The 21,818-nt window shown below is 53.2% G+C and carries 25 protein-coding genes; 16 read left to right on the forward strand and 9 right to left on the reverse strand.

The annotated features are described in order from the left end of the window. The first annotated feature begins 4 nt into the window (after positions 1 to 4). On the forward strand, positions 5 to 1,708 hold the full coding sequence (locus ACP7D9_RS14165; RefSeq protein WP_426158053.1) for a DNA cytosine methyltransferase: 1,704 nt from the start codon (positions 5 to 7) through the stop codon (positions 1,706 to 1,708). A gap of 136 nt (positions 1,709 to 1,844) precedes the next feature. Here the strand turns inward: ACP7D9_RS14165 and ACP7D9_RS14170 are convergent, their stop codons facing one another. Together ACP7D9_RS14170 and ACP7D9_RS14175 are read right to left on the reverse strand one after the other, a co-directional pair. Further along, on the reverse strand, positions 1,845 to 2,081 hold the full coding sequence (locus ACP7D9_RS14170) for a hypothetical protein (protein ID WP_426158055.1): 237 nt from the start codon (positions 2,079 to 2,081) through the stop codon (positions 1,845 to 1,847). Positions 2,082 to 2,246: 165 nt separating this feature from the next. Then, positions 2,247 to 2,846, reverse strand: a complete 600-nt coding sequence (locus ACP7D9_RS14175) for a hypothetical protein (protein WP_426158057.1) — start codon at positions 2,844 to 2,846, stop codon at positions 2,247 to 2,249. A gap of 112 nt (positions 2,847 to 2,958) precedes the next feature. Here ACP7D9_RS14175 and ACP7D9_RS14180 point away from each other — a divergent pair, with 112 nt between their 5' ends. The 5 genes from ACP7D9_RS14180 to ACP7D9_RS14200 all read left to right on the forward strand — a co-directional run bounded on the left by ACP7D9_RS14180 (position 2,959) and on the right by ACP7D9_RS14200 (position 5,724). Continuing rightward, positions 2,959 to 3,885, forward strand: coding sequence for a hypothetical protein (locus ACP7D9_RS14180; RefSeq protein ID WP_426158059.1), 927 nt, complete (start codon positions 2,959 to 2,961; stop codon positions 3,883 to 3,885). A gap of 122 nt (positions 3,886 to 4,007) precedes the next feature. Beyond that, complete coding sequence (locus ACP7D9_RS14185) at positions 4,008 to 4,190, forward strand: hypothetical protein (RefSeq protein WP_426158061.1); 183 nt, start codon at positions 4,008 to 4,010, stop codon at positions 4,188 to 4,190. 147 nt (positions 4,191 to 4,337) lie between these two features. Next, positions 4,338 to 4,850, forward strand: coding sequence for an Arc family DNA-binding protein (locus tag ACP7D9_RS14190; protein WP_426158063.1), 513 nt, complete (start codon positions 4,338 to 4,340; stop codon positions 4,848 to 4,850). Positions 4,851 to 5,018: 168 nt separating this feature from the next. Beyond that, positions 5,019 to 5,327, forward strand: coding sequence for a hypothetical protein (locus tag ACP7D9_RS14195; protein ID WP_426158065.1), 309 nt, complete (start codon positions 5,019 to 5,021; stop codon positions 5,325 to 5,327). 58 nt (positions 5,328 to 5,385) lie between these two features. Beyond that, the gene (locus tag ACP7D9_RS14200) at positions 5,386 to 5,724 is read left to right on the forward strand and encodes an Arc family DNA-binding protein (protein WP_426158067.1); all 339 of its coding nucleotides are present in this window, start codon (positions 5,386 to 5,388) and stop codon (positions 5,722 to 5,724) included. A gap of 180 nt (positions 5,725 to 5,904) precedes the next feature. On the opposite strand, the gene ACP7D9_RS14205 is transcribed toward ACP7D9_RS14200, so the two are convergent. After that, complete coding sequence (locus ACP7D9_RS14205; protein WP_426158069.1) at positions 5,905 to 7,047, reverse strand: hypothetical protein; 1,143 nt, start codon at positions 7,045 to 7,047, stop codon at positions 5,905 to 5,907. 236 nt (positions 7,048 to 7,283) lie between these two features. Between ACP7D9_RS14205 and ACP7D9_RS14210 the strand changes: the two genes are divergently transcribed. The 4 genes from ACP7D9_RS14210 to ACP7D9_RS14225 all read left to right on the forward strand — a co-directional run bounded on the left by ACP7D9_RS14210 (position 7,284) and on the right by ACP7D9_RS14225 (position 8,864). Continuing rightward, entirely contained in the window at positions 7,284 to 7,772 is a 489-nt protein-coding gene (locus tag ACP7D9_RS14210; RefSeq protein WP_426158071.1) for a hypothetical protein, read from the forward strand. Beyond that, positions 7,738 to 8,055 (forward strand): hypothetical protein, encoded by a 318-nt coding sequence (locus ACP7D9_RS14215; RefSeq protein WP_426158073.1) that lies wholly within the window; start codon positions 7,738 to 7,740, stop codon positions 8,053 to 8,055. Before ACP7D9_RS14210 ends, ACP7D9_RS14215 begins: the two co-directional genes overlap by 35 nt. Before the next feature lie 106 nt (positions 8,056 to 8,161). Further along, the gene (locus ACP7D9_RS14220) at positions 8,162 to 8,476 is read left to right on the forward strand and encodes a hypothetical protein (RefSeq protein ID WP_426158075.1); all 315 of its coding nucleotides are present in this window, start codon (positions 8,162 to 8,164) and stop codon (positions 8,474 to 8,476) included. Between the two features lie 151 nt (positions 8,477 to 8,627). Next, complete coding sequence (locus tag ACP7D9_RS14225) at positions 8,628 to 8,864, forward strand: hypothetical protein (protein WP_426158077.1); 237 nt, start codon at positions 8,628 to 8,630, stop codon at positions 8,862 to 8,864. 144 nt (positions 8,865 to 9,008) lie between these two features. Here the strand turns inward: ACP7D9_RS14225 and ACP7D9_RS14230 are convergent, their stop codons facing one another. Continuing rightward, positions 9,009 to 9,947: a restriction endonuclease gene (locus ACP7D9_RS14230; protein WP_426158079.1), complete on the reverse strand. Its 939-nt coding sequence runs from the start codon at positions 9,945 to 9,947 to the stop codon at positions 9,009 to 9,011. 207 nt (positions 9,948 to 10,154) lie between these two features. Here ACP7D9_RS14230 and ACP7D9_RS14235 point away from each other — a divergent pair, with 207 nt between their 5' ends. The 3 genes from ACP7D9_RS14235 to ACP7D9_RS14245 all read left to right on the forward strand — a co-directional run bounded on the left by ACP7D9_RS14235 (position 10,155) and on the right by ACP7D9_RS14245 (position 14,119). Beyond that, a complete protein-coding gene (locus ACP7D9_RS14235) occupies positions 10,155 to 10,625 on the forward strand; it encodes a hypothetical protein (protein WP_426158081.1) in 471 nt (156 codons plus the stop codon). A gap of 140 nt (positions 10,626 to 10,765) precedes the next feature. Next, positions 10,766 to 12,592: a phosphoadenosine phosphosulfate reductase family protein gene (locus tag ACP7D9_RS14240; protein WP_426158083.1), complete on the forward strand. Its 1,827-nt coding sequence runs from the start codon at positions 10,766 to 10,768 to the stop codon at positions 12,590 to 12,592. Between the two features lie 510 nt (positions 12,593 to 13,102). Next, positions 13,103 to 14,119, forward strand: coding sequence for a hypothetical protein (locus tag ACP7D9_RS14245; protein ID WP_426158085.1), 1,017 nt, complete (start codon positions 13,103 to 13,105; stop codon positions 14,117 to 14,119). Between the two features lie 647 nt (positions 14,120 to 14,766). Here ACP7D9_RS14245 and ACP7D9_RS14250 read toward each other — a convergent pair. The 3 genes from ACP7D9_RS14250 to ACP7D9_RS14260 all read right to left on the reverse strand — a co-directional run bounded on the left by ACP7D9_RS14250 (position 14,767) and on the right by ACP7D9_RS14260 (position 18,280). Then, positions 14,767 to 15,309 carry a hypothetical protein gene (locus ACP7D9_RS14250; RefSeq protein ID WP_426158087.1) on the reverse strand — a complete coding sequence of 181 codons (543 nt, stop codon included), beginning with the start codon at positions 15,307 to 15,309 and terminating at the stop codon, positions 14,767 to 14,769. Positions 15,310 to 16,528: 1,219 nt separating this feature from the next. Further along, positions 16,529 to 17,686 (reverse strand): Ig-like domain-containing protein, encoded by a 1,158-nt coding sequence (locus tag ACP7D9_RS14255; RefSeq protein WP_426158089.1) that lies wholly within the window; start codon positions 17,684 to 17,686, stop codon positions 16,529 to 16,531. 141 nt (positions 17,687 to 17,827) lie between these two features. Next, positions 17,828 to 18,280: a hypothetical protein gene (locus tag ACP7D9_RS14260; protein WP_426158091.1), complete on the reverse strand. Its 453-nt coding sequence runs from the start codon at positions 18,278 to 18,280 to the stop codon at positions 17,828 to 17,830. A gap of 300 nt (positions 18,281 to 18,580) precedes the next feature. Here ACP7D9_RS14260 and ACP7D9_RS14265 point away from each other — a divergent pair, with 300 nt between their 5' ends. Further along, complete coding sequence (locus ACP7D9_RS14265) at positions 18,581 to 18,880, forward strand: hypothetical protein (protein ID WP_426158093.1); 300 nt, start codon at positions 18,581 to 18,583, stop codon at positions 18,878 to 18,880. 36 nt (positions 18,881 to 18,916) lie between these two features. Then, positions 18,917 to 19,612: a hypothetical protein gene (locus tag ACP7D9_RS14270; protein ID WP_397480349.1), complete on the forward strand. Its 696-nt coding sequence runs from the start codon at positions 18,917 to 18,919 to the stop codon at positions 19,610 to 19,612. A gap of 50 nt (positions 19,613 to 19,662) precedes the next feature. Here ACP7D9_RS14270 and ACP7D9_RS14275 read toward each other — a convergent pair whose 3' ends face one another. Continuing rightward, positions 19,663 to 20,256: a GNAT family N-acetyltransferase gene (locus ACP7D9_RS14275; protein ID WP_426158095.1), complete on the reverse strand. Its 594-nt coding sequence runs from the start codon at positions 20,254 to 20,256 to the stop codon at positions 19,663 to 19,665. 116 nt (positions 20,257 to 20,372) lie between these two features. Here ACP7D9_RS14275 and ACP7D9_RS14280 point away from each other — a divergent pair, with 116 nt between their 5' ends. Beyond that, positions 20,373 to 20,645 (forward strand): hypothetical protein, encoded by a 273-nt coding sequence (locus ACP7D9_RS14280; protein WP_426158097.1) that lies wholly within the window; start codon positions 20,373 to 20,375, stop codon positions 20,643 to 20,645. A 41-nt stretch (positions 20,646 to 20,686) separates the two neighbouring features. Here ACP7D9_RS14280 and ACP7D9_RS14285 read toward each other — a convergent pair whose 3' ends face one another. Then, positions 20,687 to 21,742, reverse strand: coding sequence for a tetratricopeptide repeat protein (locus ACP7D9_RS14285; protein WP_426158099.1), 1,056 nt, complete (start codon positions 21,740 to 21,742; stop codon positions 20,687 to 20,689). Positions 21,743 to 21,818 lie beyond the last annotated feature (76 nt).

Genomic DNA, 21,818 nt, shown 5'->3' on the forward strand with positions numbered 1-21,818 from the left:
CAGCATGAGTTCTTTTCCCAAAAAATTCCCAACCATCGATTTCACTACGCAATACGGACTCGCTCTCGATGACTCAGATAACTGGATCATCGTCGACCTGTTCGCCGGCGGAGGCGGAGCCTCGACCGGGTTGGAAATGGGTCTGAAGAGGCCGGTCAATATTTGCGTAAACCACAATCCGACCGCCATCTCCATGCATGCGGCGAACCACCCACATGCTGAGCACTACCAAACGGATGTGTGGGGCGTCGACCCAGTTAAGGCTTGCCGCGGTCGTACGGTAGGTTTTCTTCATGGGAGTCCTGATTGTACCCACCACTCCCAAGCGGCCGGCGGCCAGTCGCGAAAGAAGGAAATCCGCGACCTTGGTTGGGTAATCATCAAATGGGCCGGCAAGGTCCGACCGATTGCGATCAGTATGGAAAATGTTCGCCAGATGCAGCTTTGGAGCCCACTGGTTGCAAAGCGCTGCGCTAAAACCGGTCGCGTCATCAAGCTGGATGGCACCGTTGCCGATCAAGGCGAGCACGTCCCACGTCACGAACAGTTTCTGGTACCGGATAAAGGCAAGCTCACCGGCAATGCGCTTCACCGTCGCAAGCAGCGTCGTAAGTACCAACGTCACGGCAGCCCGGTGAATCGCACTTGGGATCATTTCATCGCGAGCCTGCGACGCCTGGGATACCAGGTCGAATGGCGCATTTCGCGCGCCTGCGACGATGGTGCGCCAACCACTCGCGAACGCCTATTTCTGATGGCCCGATGTGACGGCCATCCAATTGTGTGGCCGGAGGCGTCACACGCAGCGGAGCCGAAAAAGGGCCAACTGCCGTACCGCACCGCTGCTGAGTGTGTCGACTGGAACGATCTTGGTCCGAGCATCTGGGCGCGAAGCCGGCCATTGGTTAAAACCACGAATGTTCGGATCGCCACTGGCATCGAGAAGTTTGTCCTGAACGGACGACCATTTATTGTCCCGGTCACTCACCAGGGTGCCGTGCGCCTTCACAGCATTGACGAACCGATGCGGACCGTTACCGGCGCTAACCGTGGTGAACTGATGTTGGGCTCACCGGTGCTGACGCCATTCATCTCCGAACACGCTAATGCCACACACCAGCGAAATATGCCGGCCGACAGTCCACTGCGGACTATTTGCGCGCAGGTCAAAGGTGGTCATTTCTCGCTCGTGGCACCAATCATCGTCCAGGCCAACGGCGGCAAGAATACGACCCCCGCGCATAGCGCCCTGGCGCCGTTCAGCACCATCACTAGCGCGGGCAGTCAACAGCAGCTGGCCACCGCATCACTGATGCAACTAGCTTCTGACCTTGGTCTGCAAATCACCGAGGAACAAATGGCCGGTGCTCTGCGTGTCGCAGATTTTATGGTGGAGCATGGAAAGGCTTCGACGCTCCCACCTCAACCAACCATTGCAGATAAGCTGGCCCTGGTAACTGTCGATGTTAATGGCACCAAGTACCTGATGATCGACATCTGCTTGCGTATGCTAAAACCACGTGAGCTGTATCGTGCGCAGGGATTTCCCGAGAGCTATATCATCGATCGAGGACACGACGGCCGGGAGTTGAACAAGACTCAGCAAAGCCATCTGGTCGGGAACTCTGTTAGCCCATTGCAAATGGCAAGACTGGCTCGTGCGAATGATCCATGGAAGGCTCGACAGCGAGAGGCCATCGCTGCCTGAAGCAGCCAGCCTTCTGGAGGGTTGTGAGGTGCCGTTCTAAGGCCCTCCCCCTCCAAGAATTCAACGTGCCATTCTTCCCAGCGGGAAGCGTTTTTCCCTTCCGCGAGCAGATGCTCATCGCGGTTGCAGGCCTACCTTAAAATCTGTACCCACTCGCTTGGAATTTGAGTTTCTCAATCCGTGACGAAACACCATAGTGCGCGCCCGCAGCTATCATGAGCAGGCCAAAATTCACCGCGCACATGACCGTTGGTGATCCTTCTTGTTGAGACACATATACCCCTGAAACAACAAGGAGCACCAGTTCAATTACGAGCAACACCTGCTTAATGCGGTTGAGGCGCTGAAGTCGCTTATCAAGCAAGGTTTGCATGCCGAACTACCTATGAGTGTTTTGACCAATCGCTCTCAGGCCCTGATATCCGCTTGTGAGCTGGAGAGGGCAAGCGTGACTACTTGCCAGTTAATTCTCCTTCAGCGACATACTGGGAAAGGACGGAATTTGCCCCCGGCAAGGGCCCAGACGGAGCTGTGACATTCACAGCACCCAGTGCTCTTCAATCGCCCACAAGGGTTTATCCTTCTGCAAAGATTTGAACGCTTTTATGTAAGCCTCATACGTTGTTTGCGTGAAAATTACCCAGGAGCTCCCCAGAGCTTGGGCATCGAGAAGATCTTTCTGAAACTCCGCGTACTGAGCCTGGCCAGCGACGCTCTCGCTGAATGCGCTCAACCCCCTGAGCAGTACACTGTCAATTGGGGGATGCAGACGCTCAACGCGTTTGTCATCGTGGTAGCCACCGCAGACCAGTTTGGACTTCAGGTAGATGTTCACAAGCTTCTGCGCACGTCCATAGGTGCAACGAAACTTCAAGTGCTCTCCGGTTTTGTGGTGCACATAGGTCGCCGGTCGCGCCGTACGTACGGCCTCGATTCGCTCGTGTATGAACGCGTCTATTCCATCCGCGCTTGGGAGATCCGTTGGCGTGTTGATTTCCCGCATACCGGCTGCCTCAAGCATCGTCCGCGCGTACTTAACAGAGTACCCTCCTCCGTCGCCGCCACTACGCGAGTAGGCACGCCCGGCGGCCCAAACGGCAAAATGATGGGCATGGTCCTGAATGGTGTAACTCGCCATTTGCTCCCCCTTGAGTGATCAGTAATTGGTCGTTTTTCCACCTCACCCGAACACTGTGTTTAAATACAGCTACATGGCATTTTGCCCAGTTTTCAACAGGTGTGCGAGGTGAATGATGGTGGAATCCGATTTGATAGTGATTGAAACCTATGACGATCTGCTGAGCCGCCCGAACTTCGCACCATCGCTCCCATTCCATCCAAAGGCTGATCGGAGATTCGGCACGGTCGTTGCGCCCTACCGTTTCCTTGACCGGGCCAATTGCGGGATTGAGAGTTGCCATACTCCCCACCTCCACGGTTACCTGATTACGACCAGTGACGGTCTTGAAACTGGCATTGGCAGTCACTGCGGTAGGAAGCACTTTGGCGTCAAGTTCACCCGTGAACGGCAACGCGTTGACCAGGCTCTCGAGCGGCGCAGACGAATTGATACCGTCATGGCGATGATCAAAAACATGCCCCAGATGATCGCGGTGATTGAAGTTTTGGAGCGAGACTATCGAGAGCTCCAGGAACTTAAAGTCCGACTGATGGGCGCCGTCGGCACCGGGATTTTTTCTACCCTGAAAGTTCGAGCTGACAGGGACGATCCGGTAATAGAGAGAAGCGTACCCATGACCCCAGCAGAGGCTGAGGTCTTCTTTGAAACCTCTAATCGTCGAGCTAACGACGGCAAGGGATGGCCTCACAAGCAGGTGCCCTTGGCCACGCTGGAGGGACTGCAGTTCATCAAGGCACGTTTCAAGGACATGCTAGTTACCAATCTTTGCAAACCTATGCGCGACCTGAGCAGGATCAAGCCGGCGGAGATCGAAGCGATGAAGCCTCGGCTGCTGTCAGAAACCGCAAAGTGGGTGGGCCAGGTCCCACAAGAAATCATCAAGGCTCAGGACATCGTTGCTGCCGGCCGCCGGTTCTTCAAAGCTGAAAATCTCGAAAAACTGATCCACCTCGGGAATGCAGCACGGTCTGCAGCTGCAATGATAGATGAGCTCAAGGTCAGCGATCGCCAGGCGCGAAACGCCTCACAAACCTGAGGACCTCGTCCACCAACAATGGCCCACTTTCTGTGACGGTCATTCGCTAATTTACTCGAACTTTCAACTTGTACTGCCCCCCTGAGAAGCTGACGCTAGGCCAATTTGAAACGACGCGAAGAGTGCAAACCCAGTTCCATCTTGATCAATTCGCTGAAGGCCAGGACGGCCCAGCAAAGGACCAGGACGTCGTGAAGGATGTGGCCATGGCTGTTGGTGAACAAACCAATATCGACTGGTCCAGCAATGGCGAGCAATACCAGCTGAGATTGCGTTTAATCTCTGCCAGAGCGCTCAAAAGGTAGAGTCGATTCTGCCCTTTCAAAGGGGCAGACTGCACTTCATCGAAGGCACCTCCTCGCTAATATTGCTCTATCACGCACTAGAAAGACTTGGTCTGCGTCGCCGTCCGCTCGCATGACCTTCGACGAACCTTACCGCAGAGCGCTTCAATGACCTCTCTATCCATAGCTTCCACGGCCTATACAGCGACCCTACCGCCACGGTCCTGCCGGCGGGTGCAGAACTCGCGTAAAGCGGATAAATTCGTTCTGACCACCCACTCGACCATCATTGATGCCCTGGATGAAATCGCGAGGAGCCATAGCCGGAGCATCAATTCAGAAATAATCATGGCCGTAGCTGAGGCATTGGACGGAAACAAATGGTGTGCATTAGACCGTCAGCTCTACGTGAATCATCTCGGTGAACGCCAGGCCAGCTTGATTCTGGTTGGGGTTCCTCATATCGACCTTTGCGCAATGCGCGGGGACCATTCGACCACAGTCCGATTTCCAGACGGAATTCGCGATGCGATTGCTATCGAGGCTGGGTTAAAGCAGGTGTCCATGATGACGTGGGTGCTGATGGCTCTTCAGTGCTGGATCAATGATCAACGCGACATCCACTCACTGCAAAACGCCTGCGTTGAAACGCGTCCACAAGACAGCTCGTACGTAGCTTGACGTAAATACGACGCCTGGGTGGGCGCCTGATCCTGTAGCTAAGCGTGCTTCGGGAGGCGCCAAAACGCAGTCGATGCTTGAGTTGCCGACTAGAACTAAACCGCCGACAAGCCAGGACTGGTAACCTTTAAGGCCGCCGAGCAAGCACAAAGGAAAGGAATCACCACGATGACTAAACCGAAGAATGATCCAATCCACCTGACATTGCCCGCCCATGTTGTGAATATGCTTACACAGTGGGCTCGCCTTGATCGCGACCTGATGCGGGCCGAAGACCAGCCGGCGCGGCTCAAGCTGCGTGAGCAGCGTGCGACCTGGGCCAATGAAATAGTGCGGTCGGTGCTCGAATCTCGGGCATTTCCCACCGTGGGTGATTTGGCTACTGCCCTCAATGAGCGCGCAGAAGCCTACGCTGCAGAACACGCCATCGAGACCGCCTTGGCCGCGCAGGCCGCCAAAGCCGAAAGGTCTCAATGAAAGGTTGTTCAGGTACGTCAGTCTTTAAGTAAGGTTACCCCCTCAAATCGTATGTGAAATGACCATGACCAAAGTTTTCTCCAAAGATGCTCACCAGATAGCCAAAGACGCGCTCGCCCTCGTCGAAAAGCGGGTGAAGAAAGCTCCCGGTGGGCCTGTATCCCGTGACGCTGACAAGTTCGTTGCTCGGCTCCCGACCGGAATGCGTGAGCGGCTGGATGCACGCAGCCAGAAGGACGGGCAGAGCATGAACGCCGTGCTCGTTGACGCTTTAGATGAATACCTTGAAGTGCGTGACGATCAACAAATGGAATTGGCTGCTTTGCGGCTGCTTAAGAAAGAATTGCAGGCTGCATTAGCGAATCTTGTTGGTACCTATAGCGATCAACCTGAGTAGTACGGAAAAGCAGATCAATGACCAAGTTCCCTCACATCAAGAAGCCATGCCGGGATTGTCCATTTCGCAAGGACTCCTTGCAGGGTTGGCTAGGCAAAGATCATGCGACATTAATTTCGACAGCCGTCAGTAGGCCCTAGTAGATGACGATACCTGCGGCTGCCGGCGATCAGCAAATTGTCAGCTGTCCGGGTCGAGTTGAGGGTCAATGTCAACGAAGTTCCGACGCAGGTAACTCTCCAACGCGAAGTCCTCAATCGTCCACTCTCCATGCCCCAGATTGCCAACCAGGTCACGGCGCTGCAGGCGCTTTAATGCGGTCTGAACGGTCGCGGCACTGGGTACGTGGCCACCGGGCATCTCGCTGCCAATCCACTCGCGCCCTTCGGTAGAGAATATTGGAAGCCCCCTCACTAGCCCGATAAGTACGGTGAAATCCAGAGGAGCCATCTCCAGGATTAAGTTCTCGAAGTTGCCTTCGTCCGTCATGGTTCCCCATGCTCGATGGTCCGCGTCACGCACACTGAGTCCCTCAGTGAGGCACAGCAGGAACACGTCACGGATGTACTTGGGCATGTACCCCCGGGCAGCAAAACGCTCGAAAGCGGCATTTACGTCCCACTCCCGTCCAGTGATCTCCTCAAAACGCTGACCGAGATGCTGCACGAATTCAAAGCCGAGATTAGGAAACTGGATCTCGTGGCTGAACTGATAGAAAGGTGCTTTAGTGCGACGAAACATGCGATGTAGGCCGTCCTGAGAGGAGCCGGTGAAAACTGCAAAAACTTCACCGTGCGCCTGCTGCAGCAACGAGCGGAGGGTCGCAGTCAGATCCTCGAAATCCTTTTTGCTCGCCAGGTGTTGCACCTCATCGATGATCAACAGCGCCTTACCGTTCCCGAGCCTGCGGAAGCGCTCGAAGAGCTCGATCAAATTCAGACCATTCTCCTTAGCCAACTCGGCTTTCATCGTTACGCCGTCGGTACCGGCGCCCGCCTCCACTGACTGCACGAGTGAGCCTGGCCGCATGAGCTTGAGCCAGTTGCGCCGCAAGAAGCCGGCTCCGTGGATGGCTTCATATAACGCGCCCGCAATCACCCGCTCAGGATGCGCCTTATCAAACCACAGGTCAGCTGTGGCCACGATAAAGCCGTGTGCCTTGGCAATCGGTATCAGGTCGTTGATGAGAAAGGTGGTTTTCCCCTTTCGGCGAGGCGCGAATATCGTCGCAGCATTTTGCAAGCGAGACTCGAACGTGGCTAGGATGCCCTCAGCCAGGTGAGTTCGAGGGAAGAGAAGCGTGTCCTTGGTTTCTGCTGTCATTATGAACCTTTATGCCGAAATCCATAAATTAGGAATTTCGACATAATTACGCATAATTGTTCAAATTGAAAGAGCAGCGCGACACCAGCTTGCTGACAACAACGCCTCGGCGGAACAAGCAGAACGCGGAGCTGGATCTACCCCAGGTCTTCTCCGGTGATCAATGACGAGCTCGATGATGTTGCAGTTTACCCACTTCATCATAACCTCATTGAACTGATTATGGGGTAACAGAGATGAACACAGCGCAGCGTAACCAACTAATTCAAAAGGCAATCTTTGAAGCAATCTCCGCGGGTAAGGGAAACTGGATCACAGGCATCGTCCCAGCCGTTACCGCTCTCAACGTCACAAAATCGAATGACGGCCTGAAAGTTCGAAACTGCCTTAACGCCCTGATCGACAAGGGGCTTGTGTATCGCGTTTCGTTCACCTCTGAAGAAATCTACGACTTGGTCGAAAACAAAGTCAGTCCTGTTGAGCCGGCGGGCGGGTTCACTATCGATCATGCCTTCGCCAACGGCGACTTCATCAAAGCCATTTCTGCCGCGCATTGCGCTGCCTACGATGACGAAAAAATGCCCGAGTCGGTAACCTGCAACGCCACCGGCATCACGGTGTACTTGAAGGTCGAAAAAGGCCAGTTCATCGAAACCCTTGATGACGGAACAGATGTAACCGAACTGTTTAATGCAGCGCTTGATAAAGCAGTTGGAATGGCATGATCAACTGAAAACTGTTGAAATCCACCACCCGATAGAAAAGGAAATTCACGTGACCACCAAGGCCCATTTCGACGAAGCAGCTGAACGGCTGCTCGGAGAGGAGAAGTACTCCAATCTACTCAAGTCTGGCTTCTCTCGACCTGACCTCTGCCGTGAGATTGCCCAGGATGAGTTCGTGGACAATCTGTACAACCCGTCGACCAAAGAGGCTGACTTGGCCGTCATTCGTCGAGTCGCTGACCGTCTCTGGAAAGGGGATGGCGTCACGGGCTTGGAAGATTAGCAAACGACTGCCATTTTTTACCCGCGCTTGCGGGTTTTGGCTTAGGAAGTGCCGCGGAGTTGCCGCGCAACTCAACATCAATACCCCACAGAGAGTCGATGCAGCCATGAAGGCAACCGAAGAGATTACCACCCAGATCTGTGATGCAGTTCCAGAACTCACACCCGAGCGGCTGACTGCGATTCTGAATGCGGCTGGGGAAGATTGTCAGATTCTCTTTATCCAGGGTGAGGGTCAGCAGGTCATCAATGGCAAGTCTCATTACCCCGACTACCTGCAGGTCGAGATTACTGATCCGCGAGAGGCGATGAACTTGGCGCAACAATTGTTGAACGCATGCTCCGTCGCTATGGACAACGGTGGTGTACTGCGCTCACCCGTCACCCTCTCCTTTGCCGGCCAGGCCTTATTGAGCGAATAAGCAGGCCGAGCAGCCTGAAGATCGCACAGCGCAGCCCTTCTAGTAAGGGCTTTGTCGGCTGATCAGCCACATCCGTCGAAGTAACGCGCGACTTGGTGCTAAGTGAACAGTCGCTGAGCGACGCAACATCGGGATCAGGAGCAGGACGGGATTGAGTGATGAGAACTTGAAGGAGCTGCAGCGCCAAATGGTCGCTCAGGTCAAACATCAAACGCGGTGGTTACGCCGAGCACCGGTGTTGATTGGCGTTATCGGTGGAGTTTTAGCTCTGTTGGGCTATTGGCAATCTACAGGCGCTCTTATCACCCTTGGTACGCTGTGCGGTTCTACTGGTTTTGCTGCGCAAGCGGTGCTTTGGTACGGTCTTCAAGACGAGGACAAACCATAAAAACGGCGGGCAAAAATCTTTATGAAGCTGCATCGGAAAGCGTTCATTGCCCAAAACAGGTGGTAGGGGACAGTCCAATGAACGCTTTACCAATGTAGCAACTACCTACCGGCCAGCCCTTCATTTGGCCGAACTTGCGTTGTGTTACACGTTCTCAGGTTCGAGCGGCCGGGTACCTCGACACGACGGAAAATTGAGGCATCCCAGAAACACACTGTTCGCCATTCCACCATTGGTGGAGCGAGGGTACCGAGCCGTCATACCACCACCGCACAGGGGACAGGTGGATGGTTTGTTGGCGTTTGACGAGGGTGAGCACTCCTTCAGCCCAGTCGCTGGCGCCCCACGCCCGACGAACGCGCCATCGGCCTCTCCCAAAGAATCTTCTACAGAAAGAGCTTCCCTGCTCAGGCCAGGCTTCTTGAACCACTGAATAAGCCGTTTCCCGTCGATTAGCTGGAGATTGGTCTCCCTCGCAAATGTCCAAGCATCGCTGGTGTACGTGCCAGAGGTGACCACAAACCCACCAGTCGCGCCGCGCGCAGACATCACCCCATAAAGTTCGCGCACGATCTGTACTCCTACTTTCGAGGCTCGCCACTGTTTGCATTGAACAAGGAACACCTCCCTGCCTTTACGCAGCACTAAGTCGACACCACCATCCGGCCCCTTATCCGTCTCCTGCACCGTGAAACCCTGTTTTCGAAAGGCTTCGCCAACCATGTTCTCGAATTGTTCCCAGGTGAGGTTGCGGATAGCTACGCCTGGCTCCTGCGCCGTTCCAATACGGCTGAATTTCCGAGCCCTCAGTTTTCGCTGCCCCCACCCAAGGATTCCGCCCAGCAGAAACACCGGTGGGATGACGTACTGTCCAACTAAGGCGAGCAGCCGCAGGACATATTCTGCAATCGCAGGGCCAAGCTCACTGCCAAGCGGCACTGTCAGCACCGGTAATTCGGTACCGCCGTAATAACGAAGGCAGGCAAACGAGCCACCAGCAATGATCAAGCTGGCCCAGAGCGGGATTTTCATCGCAATAGTGAACAAGTCATCAAGTGTTGAGGTATTGCGCCGTCTGGTCATACGAAGCTCCATCGAGGAAAGAGGCAATCATGCTCACTTGCGACAAAACATTTGCTTCAATCAGCCCCTAGTGGTGGACTCAACAAGCGAGCAACAACAAGAAGCTGAGAACTCCCTTTCACTTCTGAGTAACGTATACGCATAGCCGTGCGCGCTCAGCAGCGCGGTATTGGCAGACAGCAAATCAACGAACTCTGGAGTAAACCGATGGCGATTGAGATTTCTGATGTACAGCCTTGTTCTGAAGGGATGAGACGGGCTATCGCTGCATTTGAGGTCAGTGGTCAATACCGCATTGGAGCGATTGACATTCTCGATGAGGAACATCATGAGCTGGTGGCCGAAATACGCGACCTTGCTGACACTAATTTGGACGGCCGGGCCTTTTCAATCTTTGTTTACGATGCTCCTGATGGCGCGGTGAAATTTTCAGCCGTTTTGAGCCACGAAGACTTTCCGATCGAGCAGCTTGATGCTGCACGCGAAGCCACGCGGGTTGGAGCAGAGAGCGTCGGATATCCGATTACCTTGGCCGTAAGCGAGACAGGCAATTTGGAATCTGAGCTCATCGTGAAGAGCGATGACCCCATTACGTCCCTCGCATCCGCCTTTGATGCATTCGTGGCCACCTCAATTTCCCTTGACGGACTGTTTGAAGAGCTGCTTCCGCTTCCTTGAACTGGGCCATCAGTAATCAGCTTATCGAGCCAGAACAAATTGTTGGATACCCTCGATCTGCAGGAAGCCGGCGGGATCTAACTTGCATATTTGCGATCGTGCATACCCTGGAGGTGTTCTTCATCTTCAGGGCTCTGACCATGCAATTGATCGCTTCCACCCTCTTCCAGGATGCCGCCCCAGTGGCGTCGCCCATCATCGAGCGCTCATTTGCGGAGAAGGTGGACGAAGCCATTGCAGCGATCAAATCACTGATTCTTGCCAGTAAGCGATTAATCGTGGCGAGTTCGTTCGGAAAAGATAGCTCGGTCACGCTGGCGATTGCGCTTAAGGCTATGGAGCAGCTGAAGGCCGAGGGTTTCGAGGTCCCGGAACTGCACGTCTTAAACAGTGACACGCTCCTCGAGAACCCCAGAGTCCACTCATACAGCAAGGATGAGATCCGCGCACTGAAGGCTTACTCCGAAAAGCACGCGCTTCCTGTACGTATCTGGGTTTGCAGTCCCAACCTTTCCGAAAATTGGCTGGTTTCCATCATCGGTGGTCGCACCGTCGCTTCATTGCCCGGGAACTCAGCCAAATGCCAACAGCAAATCAAAGCGTCACCGATGGATCGTACGAAGCGCCAGATCAAATCCGTCATCGAGCAGGAAATGGGTCGCGACTTCGCAAGCGATACCATCGTTACGCTGATCGGCACTCGCCGAGACGAGTCGGCCGTTAGGGGGAGGAATATGGCCGCCCGTGGCGAAAGCGCCTTTCTACCTGTGAACATTGCAAAGCCGGGCGATAAGCCCAACTGGATCATGAGTCCCATAGCTGACTTTACGACTATGGACATTTTCACGTTCCTTTCTCAGGTCACCAACGGACGTCTGCAGACCTACTCGGACTTTTCTCAACTGACCGAGGTTTACCGTGACTCGGCTGGTGACTGCATGGTGAACGTGATGATTCGAGACGGCGGTGCTGAGCGCAAAACCTCGTGCGGTGCCCGCCATGGTTGCTGGATGTGCTTGCGCGTGAGCACGGACAAAAGCATGGAAAACATGCTGGGCCATGAGGACGGCATCTACGACTGGATGAAGCCGCTAAACGACTTCCGCAATTACCTCAAAGCTCGTCACTACGACCCCAAAGGCCGGAACTGGCTGGCTCGCACGATCAACCCTGAGAACGGGCATATCAAGATTGCCGCCAATGCCTACTCTCCGGACCTGTGTTTGGATCTCCTGCGTTACGCCCTGACCATCGATGTGAATGAGGCTGAGTGGTCTGAACGCAACCAGTGCCCTCCCCGGTTCCAGCTTCTTGGCATGAAAGAGGTATTGGCCATCGATCTGCACTGGTCGAGGTATTCCTATCAGCGGCCTTTCACCGCCCTTTCCGAGTACAAAGCCATATTCGAAGACGGTAAACGCTACCCGCTTCCTACTGAGTACGCGGAGTTTCAAAGGTCGGACCTCGACATTTCTAGGTCCATCGAGGTGCCGTTTGCCGATGCAGAGTTCAACGGCATGTTTGAGGGTCTGCGATCGGTAAACGATGAATTGTCCTGCCAGGGCACCCTCTTGAAAAAGGGCATCTACTACACCAACGTCAATGAGACGAACGAGTTCGATCTCGATGATGAAGGGGTTGAGCTCTTCTACCAGTTTGAGCTTGACCGGGCCCTCGAGTACTACGGCCCACACCAGGACGTATATCCCTCACAGGCCCTGCACTATCTGCTGCGCTATGGCGTTGTATCGTTCAAGAAAGGTGGTCACTCAGCCTGGGACCGCATGCTACGTATCGGGAACCAGCTGCACCGCCACGGGCTCCGGGAGATCCTCAACAACCCTGATGCCCTGATCGCCAAGCTGAGGGGCGTATCAGCTTCTTCAGGGAGCTCCAAGCAAGCATCAGCGGACCGTCAACGATTAGCGCCGCGTTGTGATAACGGGCAATACCTGATGGACTTCTAAGGGCGGCCATCGCCCTCAGCTCGCTCCAAATTCTCCCAAATCAGAATCTGTATTTTTATTCGGCGCAGTTAATCATGATCGCGATTCCTTGTGATTCATAATAGAAAAGCTGTGCGCGACTACCGCTTGACGACTTCAAGTTGTTGGAAACTACCCGCCTGCCGGTAAGCCTTCTATTCGGCTAAGTGCAACTTCGTCCGGATTTGCCGTCGTGGGAGGAACGGATCTCTAAGCAGGACTACAATAATCGGAACCTCTGAGGAGATTTCATTATGAACTTTTGGTGCTTAATAGGCTTTAGTCTATTCATTTCAGTAATGGCCGGATGCAGCAGCCCAAAATCGGAAACCGGCATCGCATCCTGTCCGGGCGGAAGATTTTGTCGTGACGACTGCCGAGGAGCCCAGTGTAGGCAATATTGCTACACAGACGGCCGTGACGTGGGTGGATGTGTAATAGGGTCAAATTGCCCACTCCCATGTAACTGTACTGGCAGTGCGAGTAAAAACAATGAGTAGCCAAGCACCTAAAGATTACCCAGCGTTACAGGTCGATAAAAATGCTGCCAATGATTTAGTAAAAATTTTAGAAACGCTGATGGCCTTGCCAGAAAACCCTTACATAGCCGGCGCCATTGTTGTCGTGAAAGGTTTTGGAATAATTAGTGAGTTGCCATTTCAAAACAAAGTTCTGAGCGACCTGAATGATATCAAGATAGAACTTGATGAAATAAATAGAAAGGTTGACCAAATACTCAGCATACTTTCGAATTTAGATTCAATTATGGGAAGAGCTTTAAAAGATCACGAGAAAACAGCTATAACAAACTATTTTTGGTCAGTAAGGTCTGTGCTATTTACCATCATGGCAAATTATGTAAAAGGCGGAAGCAAAGCTCGTAAAAAAATAAGCGACGATGATACCCTACGTTTGATGAATGACGCGCACGAAGTATCTAAGAAAATGTTTGAACTATCAAGATGGGGGTATGATGCCCATTTGGGAGTCGCATATGGATACAGTACTTACCTGCTCATTACTCGAGCTATCGGAAAGAGCTATGCAGACCCGACAGCCATGAGAAAGGCTGTCTATGAAAATATAGTGGAAGCTCGCGATGGTTTAACTGAACAGCGCAAAAATATGTCAAACAAGAATTCTTCGTTATTGGCAAATCTTCAAGAACTGGATGCGATCCATCGAAATTTAATACTTGAAATCCATTACCCTACCTTTTGGGTTTCAACCCTAGAAGGGAATTGGCGAGATGGTTTTAATTTTGATTACTCAAGGGATAATAGTTATGAAGCTCCCCATGGGTATATATGGTATGACGAGGCTTCCCCTAGGCTCGCCGTAGTGCCACGCGCACTCGGAAAGACATTTATTCCAGACATGGTGGAAGGCGTATTAAACGAGGCGTCGGCTGCGCTGCGTAACCAAATGTGGCCTGACCAAGATCTAAAAAATATGGATGCTCTTATTGCCTCGGCATCCGCAATTGCAGAAGCAATATTAGTAGCTTAGCTAGGAGACCACTCCCAAGTGCCCTATTGCCTATATCGAAACATTTATTGGCAAGTAACCGGGGCCGAGTGCTCGCTGAGACCTAATAGACCCGGCAAAGTACAGTGCAATTTTTCAGGATCTGATTACGACAAATTTAATTCTCGAACGCTTTGCCTCTCGCCCGGAAACGACAAAGCCCAGCTCTATAAGCCGGGCTTTTTCATCAAATCATTGCCCCATTGACTGGAGGGGCGGTCGGGCTTGCCTGGACTCTCCCGTTTCCGAGACGCTACGTTCCCGTAGCGGACCCTCAGCGAGGGTGGAGGTGGTTTGCCCGTGCCGTTTGCCGCCCATTACTGGGCAACTACTGAGTGGAACGAACCTCAAGTCCATCTAACCTGCAGTTGTTTTGCGGATTCTCTCATCCCTGGAATCCGGGGCACCTTCTGCGGACCCCCACGGCGGTGAAGCTGATCGCCGCGGACGTATCTCTACGTCGCCACACTGAGTAGTGGCCACTATTTGGTCGTCTAGAAACTGTTCGGCACCAGGTGAGCTCGTGCTCCTTCGGTGCCTCTTTGATTTCTATTCTCCACGACCTCCAAAATATGCAACCACCTATGAAAAAAGGCCATCCCCAAGATGGGAATGGCCTTTGGGTATTGCTACAGCTCGATCAACTTGTAGTCAGTCGGATCGGCACTTTTCTTTTTCTTCAATTCAGCGGTGATCTCCTCCGGAGTCGGATTGATCATCCACATCATGAGCTCGTAGTCAGAACCGCGTGGCGGATGAATCCAAGCCTGAACCCGGTGCGTGTAGCCGCGAGCTTTGAACTTAGCGTCATCACGTTTGAGCTTATCTTCCGCCTTCTTCGTGGCCTTCTCGAAGGAAGCGTTGAGCTCGGTCATGAAGCAGCTCTCACACTTACCATCGCGATTGGTGCTGCAGGATGAAGGGTCAAACGCAGGCTTTTGGCAGACCTTGCACGGCAAAACCCTTACGGATTCCAACAGCGCTTGGCAGTCTTGCTCGGTAGCCGTCTCGATCGGAATGTCCTTTCGGGCGACTATCGTATTACCACCCTTAGGTATCGAGACGGTCAACTGCAAACCGTAGCCCGGATACATAAACACGCATGGGCTGATTTCGGCTGTCAGTTCAACGGCACCTTGGATAGCTGTAAATTTTTGAGTTTTGGAAAGCATGGTAAAGCTCCTGAGTATTACTCGCGGAGCTACCCCAAGCGGGATGGCTTCCCGCGAGGGTTTTTGGGCGTGCTGCATAGCAGCTGATGGCGGCAGTTGAACTGCCTTTCATCCAGATCGAACACTCGATCTGAAAGAAACTTTTTGAGGGTGCCTGATGGCTGATGGAAGTATAACCTGGTGGTGGATGGCGACAAGGGGGTGATTAACCCTAGCCAAAAAGGTCGCATCACCTCCCTCCTCGCCTTGGCCCCGGGCCCGGGCCCGTGGATAGCCCGGCCGACCAGAACCGCTAAATGCAAAAGGTAACCGTAGTTTTTGACAAGCTCAAAGACCACCTCAGGAAGCCTGTCGGCGGGATCGTTAACGAACGGCTCCAGCGGGATCAGGTCCGCAATTCCCGAGTCGATTATCGGCGCTTCGCTTACCTGATGCCGAAGAAGCACGTCAGCAAGTCATAGACACCATTCGGAGACAATAGACTCCGAATGGTATTTTTTGGCGCTTAGAAATTCCCGGTAATACTGATACCGACACTAACGCCAACTCCGGCCGGGTGCACTAAGCCAGCACTTTCCGCCCCCACAAACGATAACGCTGGGAGAATAGAACCAGGGGAGAGCCCAGGCGAAGGCCAGTTGATACACAGTGACGCACCAGTAATATATTTCTCCCATCCCTGAATTGGGTTCACAGCTCCAACTGGCTGCGCCGCGCTAACCTGCGATAATACATTTAGGAGAGCGTCGGCGAGAGCTTGGCCGATTGCCGCAGTCGCTACTTTCCCAAAAATCCGCGCTGCATCTTCCGGATTGTTTGCGGTCGCTACGGCCTGGCCGAAAGCCGTGTTCAATGTGTCGACTTGCTGTGCAGTTAACATGGATATTTCTCCACTTGGCGGTAGTTATGCGCAATTGCGCCACACTGGTATAGCTCATTGCGAAATTTTTTGTGAAGACTGCACAATTGTTGTTGATACAATTTAAGAAGAATTTAGAATAACACTAATAGCAATTTATTAAATTATGTTTAGCTGTTTCACATTATTTACAAAAAATGTCCAACTATCCGCAGACCCCCTAAGCTTTGATGGCCGTCACGCTGGCCTATATATTCCCGAACCAACTTGGCGTGTAATTCCCCGAAAAGCTTACTCATGACCATTAGCTTGATGCAAAAAAAAACCCGCTGTCAGAATATGGCAGCGGGTTGTCTGGTGCTATTGCTTACTCACGACTCCTTTGATCGTCGCGGGTCGGTTCTCCCGCGCCTCGATCTTTAAGGGAGTTCTCAGCACAGGAGCGTCATTGACCGGGTTAACGGTGACTTGCACCGTTGCAGGTAGCGACCAAGCGCCCTGATTGTCCTGGGCCCTATAAGTGAGGCTGGTGACACCGTTCCAATCTTTAAAACCAGTAAACGTGAGCACGTTCCCAACAATACTCACACTTCCATGATTGGTTGGGGGGGCACTTACGATTTGAAAAACCGTCGGTGGCGGTGAGTCAATGTCAGAACCACTCAACTGCACGCTGCCGGAGGTATCTTCATTCAAGGTCAGAAACTTTGGATCTGCTACAGGAGGATCGTTTACTGGGTTGACCGTAATAAAGACCGTAGCGGCATTTGAAGCAGCCCCCTTTGAGTCAACTGTACTATAAGTTACAGATGTGGAACCGCTCCAGTTTGCTGGCGGTGAATAATAAAGCACGCCACCCGACAACCACGCAGATCCAACTGACGGCCCGCCCAGTATTTGGAAAGTTTGGTAATCACCTGCATCAGGATCGTAAACACGAAGCCCAACTGCACCAACAGTATCTTCATTAGTTACTAATGAAGCATTCCCTGCTGTCGGAGGTGTATTAGTAACACCTACCGATACGTTAATGATATTTGTATAGTCATTGACAGTCGCACAGTTAGCACACAACTGCCAATAAACAACTATGGCCATCTCGTATTCGCCAGGTGCCGTTGGGCCGCTGACTGCACTGTGCATCGTACCTACTGAGGACCGTGATGCCCCACCGCATGAGACAAATCCAAACAATGACCCATCCATCACAAGTGGGGCGTTAGTGAACAGTCCACCAGAGCCTTTAGGGCGCCACAAAAGGTCAGCACCCACGGAGGGCACCCTGCCACTGCCCGACGCACTACAGGAATTGCCGATTCGGCTCGGGAAAGTTACGTTGAAATCCATTGTGGTGTAACCAACCGGCACTTGTGGCGATACGGCGCTGATCGTAGTTCCTGGAGTCTGAGGATAAACAATACCATCATAGATGGTTGCTCTTGCGCACAAACTTGTAAACGAAAATACCAAAGCGGCCAGTAGACAGAAGGAATAGCGCATAAGTGAAGCCATGATCATTGTTCCACTCGGTTTAGGGCTCGGTTAGCGCTTAATGCCAATAAATTGCGCGTCATAAAAACATCTCGTTAAAATGGCACTCACCAGATCTGCGTCCAAAACAGATCGTGACTCTGAAAATGTAACTAATTCGGGCTTTCATCAGCTCTCGAGGTCTTCATCGTCAGATTCACCGGGGATCCGCTTGCACCACGTAAGCGTGCCATCGCCGCCGAATCCGCATTCGTAGTTGGGATCGTTGCGGTAGCCTTCGGCAATAGCCAACTTCATGGCCCTGTAAGTCTCGGGAGAACGGGGACGTTCGTTGAAAGGGACCCCACCCTCGTTGTGGTACAGGTGGACGATCTGCTCCCATTGATCGATCAGGCCTTTCCAGTCGGGCCCGTACGTGGCCATCTCGTGGAGCCGCGGCGTCCACTCCGGCACCAGGTCCAGCAAGCGCAGACAGCGACCAAGATCGGAGCAGTCGGACGGCGCGTAACCCTCGCAAGGTTCGCCAAGCATGTGGGCGCAAATCGAGAGACTCGATGCGCCGGTGTCATCTGAAAGCAACCAGCTGATCACCCGTCGTTCTAGTGTTTTCAATCCTGTCATCTCGCTACTCTGGGAGGGGAACATTGGAGTTCGCCGCATACGGGTCGGACATCCTCCTGACCATGTCGCTGGCCTGATCGAAGCGTCTCACGAGAAAGGGTGAGAAATAGGTCCAGTTCATCCCAGTTTTGGGTTCAGACAGTGCACCCACACACGCTTGCTCCACCTACAATCCCGGCTTTACCAAACTCGTATTGGCAATTGATCACATGAAACGCGCCTGGCGCGACGTGGCGAAAAATACTGAGAATTGACCGACCATGGCTCTACGGTCGAGCATTAAGCGAAGAAGGCCCGATAATGAATCGTGAACTATGTACCTACATTACCGCCGAAGACCTACTACAGGAGTTCGAACACTCTCAGGAACTGGAGGACGGAGCTCGTTATGTAGTCGCCAGACACGGCCCGGGCGGGATCATGACTATTTACGCCCTACGTCCGTACTATCGGAAGGTCACCGATTCGTGGCTCTTTACTTCGGGCTCGCAAGCGCGCTGCAATGAGGATTATTGGCTCCCTGAAAGTCAATTTGATGAGGCCATGATGAGGGCTGAAGAACGCAGCCAATTGCGACGACTGGGCATTTTTAAGGCTTAGGCGTACCACTCAAAATGCATCGCTGAAGGACTTCCAATGTTGTACCTGCTCTTATGTTCCCTGGTGATGTTTGTCGCCATGATAGAAGTCCACAAAGTCGTGTGGCAGATTCTCGATTATTTGAGCTCATCGGAAGGCGCACGCCCCAACCCTGCCGGTGGCTTGATCCCCATTCTGGTAGCCGCAGCCTATACAGCACCGGTAATGAATTTGTTCTTCGGAGTCCTTTACACAGGCGAGAGTGTGCCGATCGATGCTAGCAGTGGCCGGTGGCAGATCTATCTGCTGCTTGCCGGCTCATTGGTAATCCTGGTCGCGGCTTTCATCAGAGTTCAAAAGGCATGGGCTGACGGAAAGCTCGCCTTCTGGGCCTCCGGTCGCCTTGTCATTTTTCTCCTCGCCGGTACGGTTGGAATCCTTTCGGCCTACAAGCACCTAACCTTTTTCAGCACTGACCATGACGGCATTGCCAATGTTGAACTTCTGCGCAATGAGGCCGAGCTGGGTGACATGAAAACATGCTCAAGTGGGGTAGCCTTGGTTCAATTCAGAGACACTGACCCCCTCGCCTACCGCTGCCCCACTAGCGTTCTCTTCAATCAGCATTCTCAGCAGCCCTTCACGCCATGGCCTGACTACGTCGAGGGAAGCAGTGAGGACCTGGCGGTCGCGGTGCGCGATATCAAAGCTGCAGTAGAGCACGAAGCATCTCTTCAGCAGCTTGAGCGCTAGGCTCACGGCTCGACGCCCATGACGACATTTCTCAGCTGTAGCTCCGAGGGTCAGCTGATTAGAAGCTGCTTGATGTCGTCATCGTTCAACATGAACACCGGTGACGCCCCTTCGGCCCCAGGGCTCCCCATCAACGCGAGATCAGCGTACATGTCCCTTGTGAGGGCAAAGCCTTGCTGTGCACTCGGGGGCGTGAAGCCGCCCTTGAACTCCAAGCCGGCACGCTCATAGAACGGAATCAAATCATGGCTGCACAGCAAGCAAGTGCCTAGCGAATCGTCCAGCACGCCCCCAAGCAGCTGGCTACCAAGGCCATGGCCTCTGAAGGGCTTGAATACGAAAATTTTGTGCAAATACCGCGGCATGGTTGAGTCCGGATGCACAAAAATCATCGCATAGCCGTAAAGACGGCCGCTTTCATGACTGATCGCAATCTTTAGGTGGCCAGCGCGATAACACTCTTCTAGGATGCCAACGACCAGGCGGATCGCCCGCAATGTCTGCGCTTCTGTAAAGCCCATGAAGTGCATAGCAAGCCCGGGTTGTCCCAATAAATCTGACAAAATCCCTTTCGCATCATTTTCAAAGATCGTCGGAATGAAGCTCTCGACGATGTCTTGGGGCGCTGCGAACTGCTGTGTCATAGAGTTTCTCTGTCGGTAACGAGGACAAAAAATATACGTGACCTACCGGCGTAGCGCGCATTGCGGCCTCGCGGTAGGAAAAATTTTCCGTACGCATGATTATGGAGTATCAACGCATGACCCGTTTAGAGATGACCATTGTTGAGCAGGCCCGCCACGAGCTCAAGAACCTACGTAACGCGCTGTTGCTGCCTGAAGGCCAGGATCGCACCAGTGCTATCTCGTCATCTTTTTGGATGCTCAACGGTCTGACAATGCTGGCTGCCCTTGCAAATAGCGGTCTGGGTGAAAGCACCGCGCAAGAGTTGCATGCCATAGATCGGGACGCCGGGCAGGCGATCGCCGCCGCGAGCCTCGTAGGACTCATCAAGAAGGAAGGACCAAATTAAGGGTTCGATGGCTCCTGCGCCCCACGGAGAACGGAAGGCGCTTACCCGAGCTTCTTAAACAATGCGTCCCTTTTTCTCTTCACCCCAATCTTAGGGTCAAGAGCCAATGCCTCATCGAACGCTTTGACCGCCTCATGTAACTCGCCGAGCGCCTCATTCGCCAGCCCCTGCAACTTTAAAGACTTGGCGTTCCAGGCATCAATCTGATCGGCACCGCGTTCACGGGCCCGCTTGACGATGTCAAGCACCTGACGAGCCGTCACTACAGTCAAATCCGGCGATTTTAGCAACGCCTCGGCAGCCGGAATTGCAAACTCGTAACGGGGTGAGACGAGCTTGGCATGCGCAAGCTTCGCCGCATCGATAAAGGCTCCTTCGCTGCCGTATCGAAACGCGCCGAGGTCTTTGAGATGGGCAGTTACCTGCGAGGTATCTTCATCAATCGAATATCGTTCAGGCCATCCGGCAAGCGGATCAATGGAATAGCGAATCGCCCTTTTTCTTACGTCGATGAGAAAAAGCTTGCGTCCGTCCTCGGTTGGGCTATTTGCAGTCTGGAACAGAGCAAACAGCCCATTTTTTGAGATCTCACTGTTCATGATGTTTGCTGTCACACCCTTGGTGAACAGGATCTGGCCGTTAGGCTCGAATACTCTGAACGTGCCAGACAACGCAGACCCGAAGTGCCAATCCTCAAGACTGAAATGTCCACTGTCGGCTACATGCCCACCATTTGGGCGGGGCATTTCTCCACGGACAACAACCTGCCCGGCCTCAGCGTCATACAGCAGATAGGATCCGTTGCCACTTTCTCGATGACCACCAATTCCCATGGCCGGGACAGAGTCCGACCAGGACAGCACCCAACGGCCGTTCGGAGAACTTGAATGGATACCGACGTAGTCGCCCAGCCGAAAGATGTGGTTATCCTTAACGGGTGAGTTAGTTTCGGCATCCACTCGATTTGGCTCAGCGGCAGCGACTACCGCAGAGGCAGGAGGAGATGTCGAAACGTTTGGCCTGATCTGAGAACCCGGGCTTACGTCATCCGCGCCATTTCCAGACAGCAGATTCTTTAATGCGTCAAACCACCCCATGCCGTTCTCCTTTGTGCTGTTAGCGCAACCCAGCTCACTTGGCCGTATCTCCAATCCAGATATGCTGCCTGGCTCT

This window comes from Pseudomonas sp. TSRC2-2 (assembly GCF_049897785.1).
In the GTDB taxonomy this organism is placed as follows: domain Bacteria; phylum Pseudomonadota; class Gammaproteobacteria; order Pseudomonadales; family Pseudomonadaceae; genus Aquipseudomonas.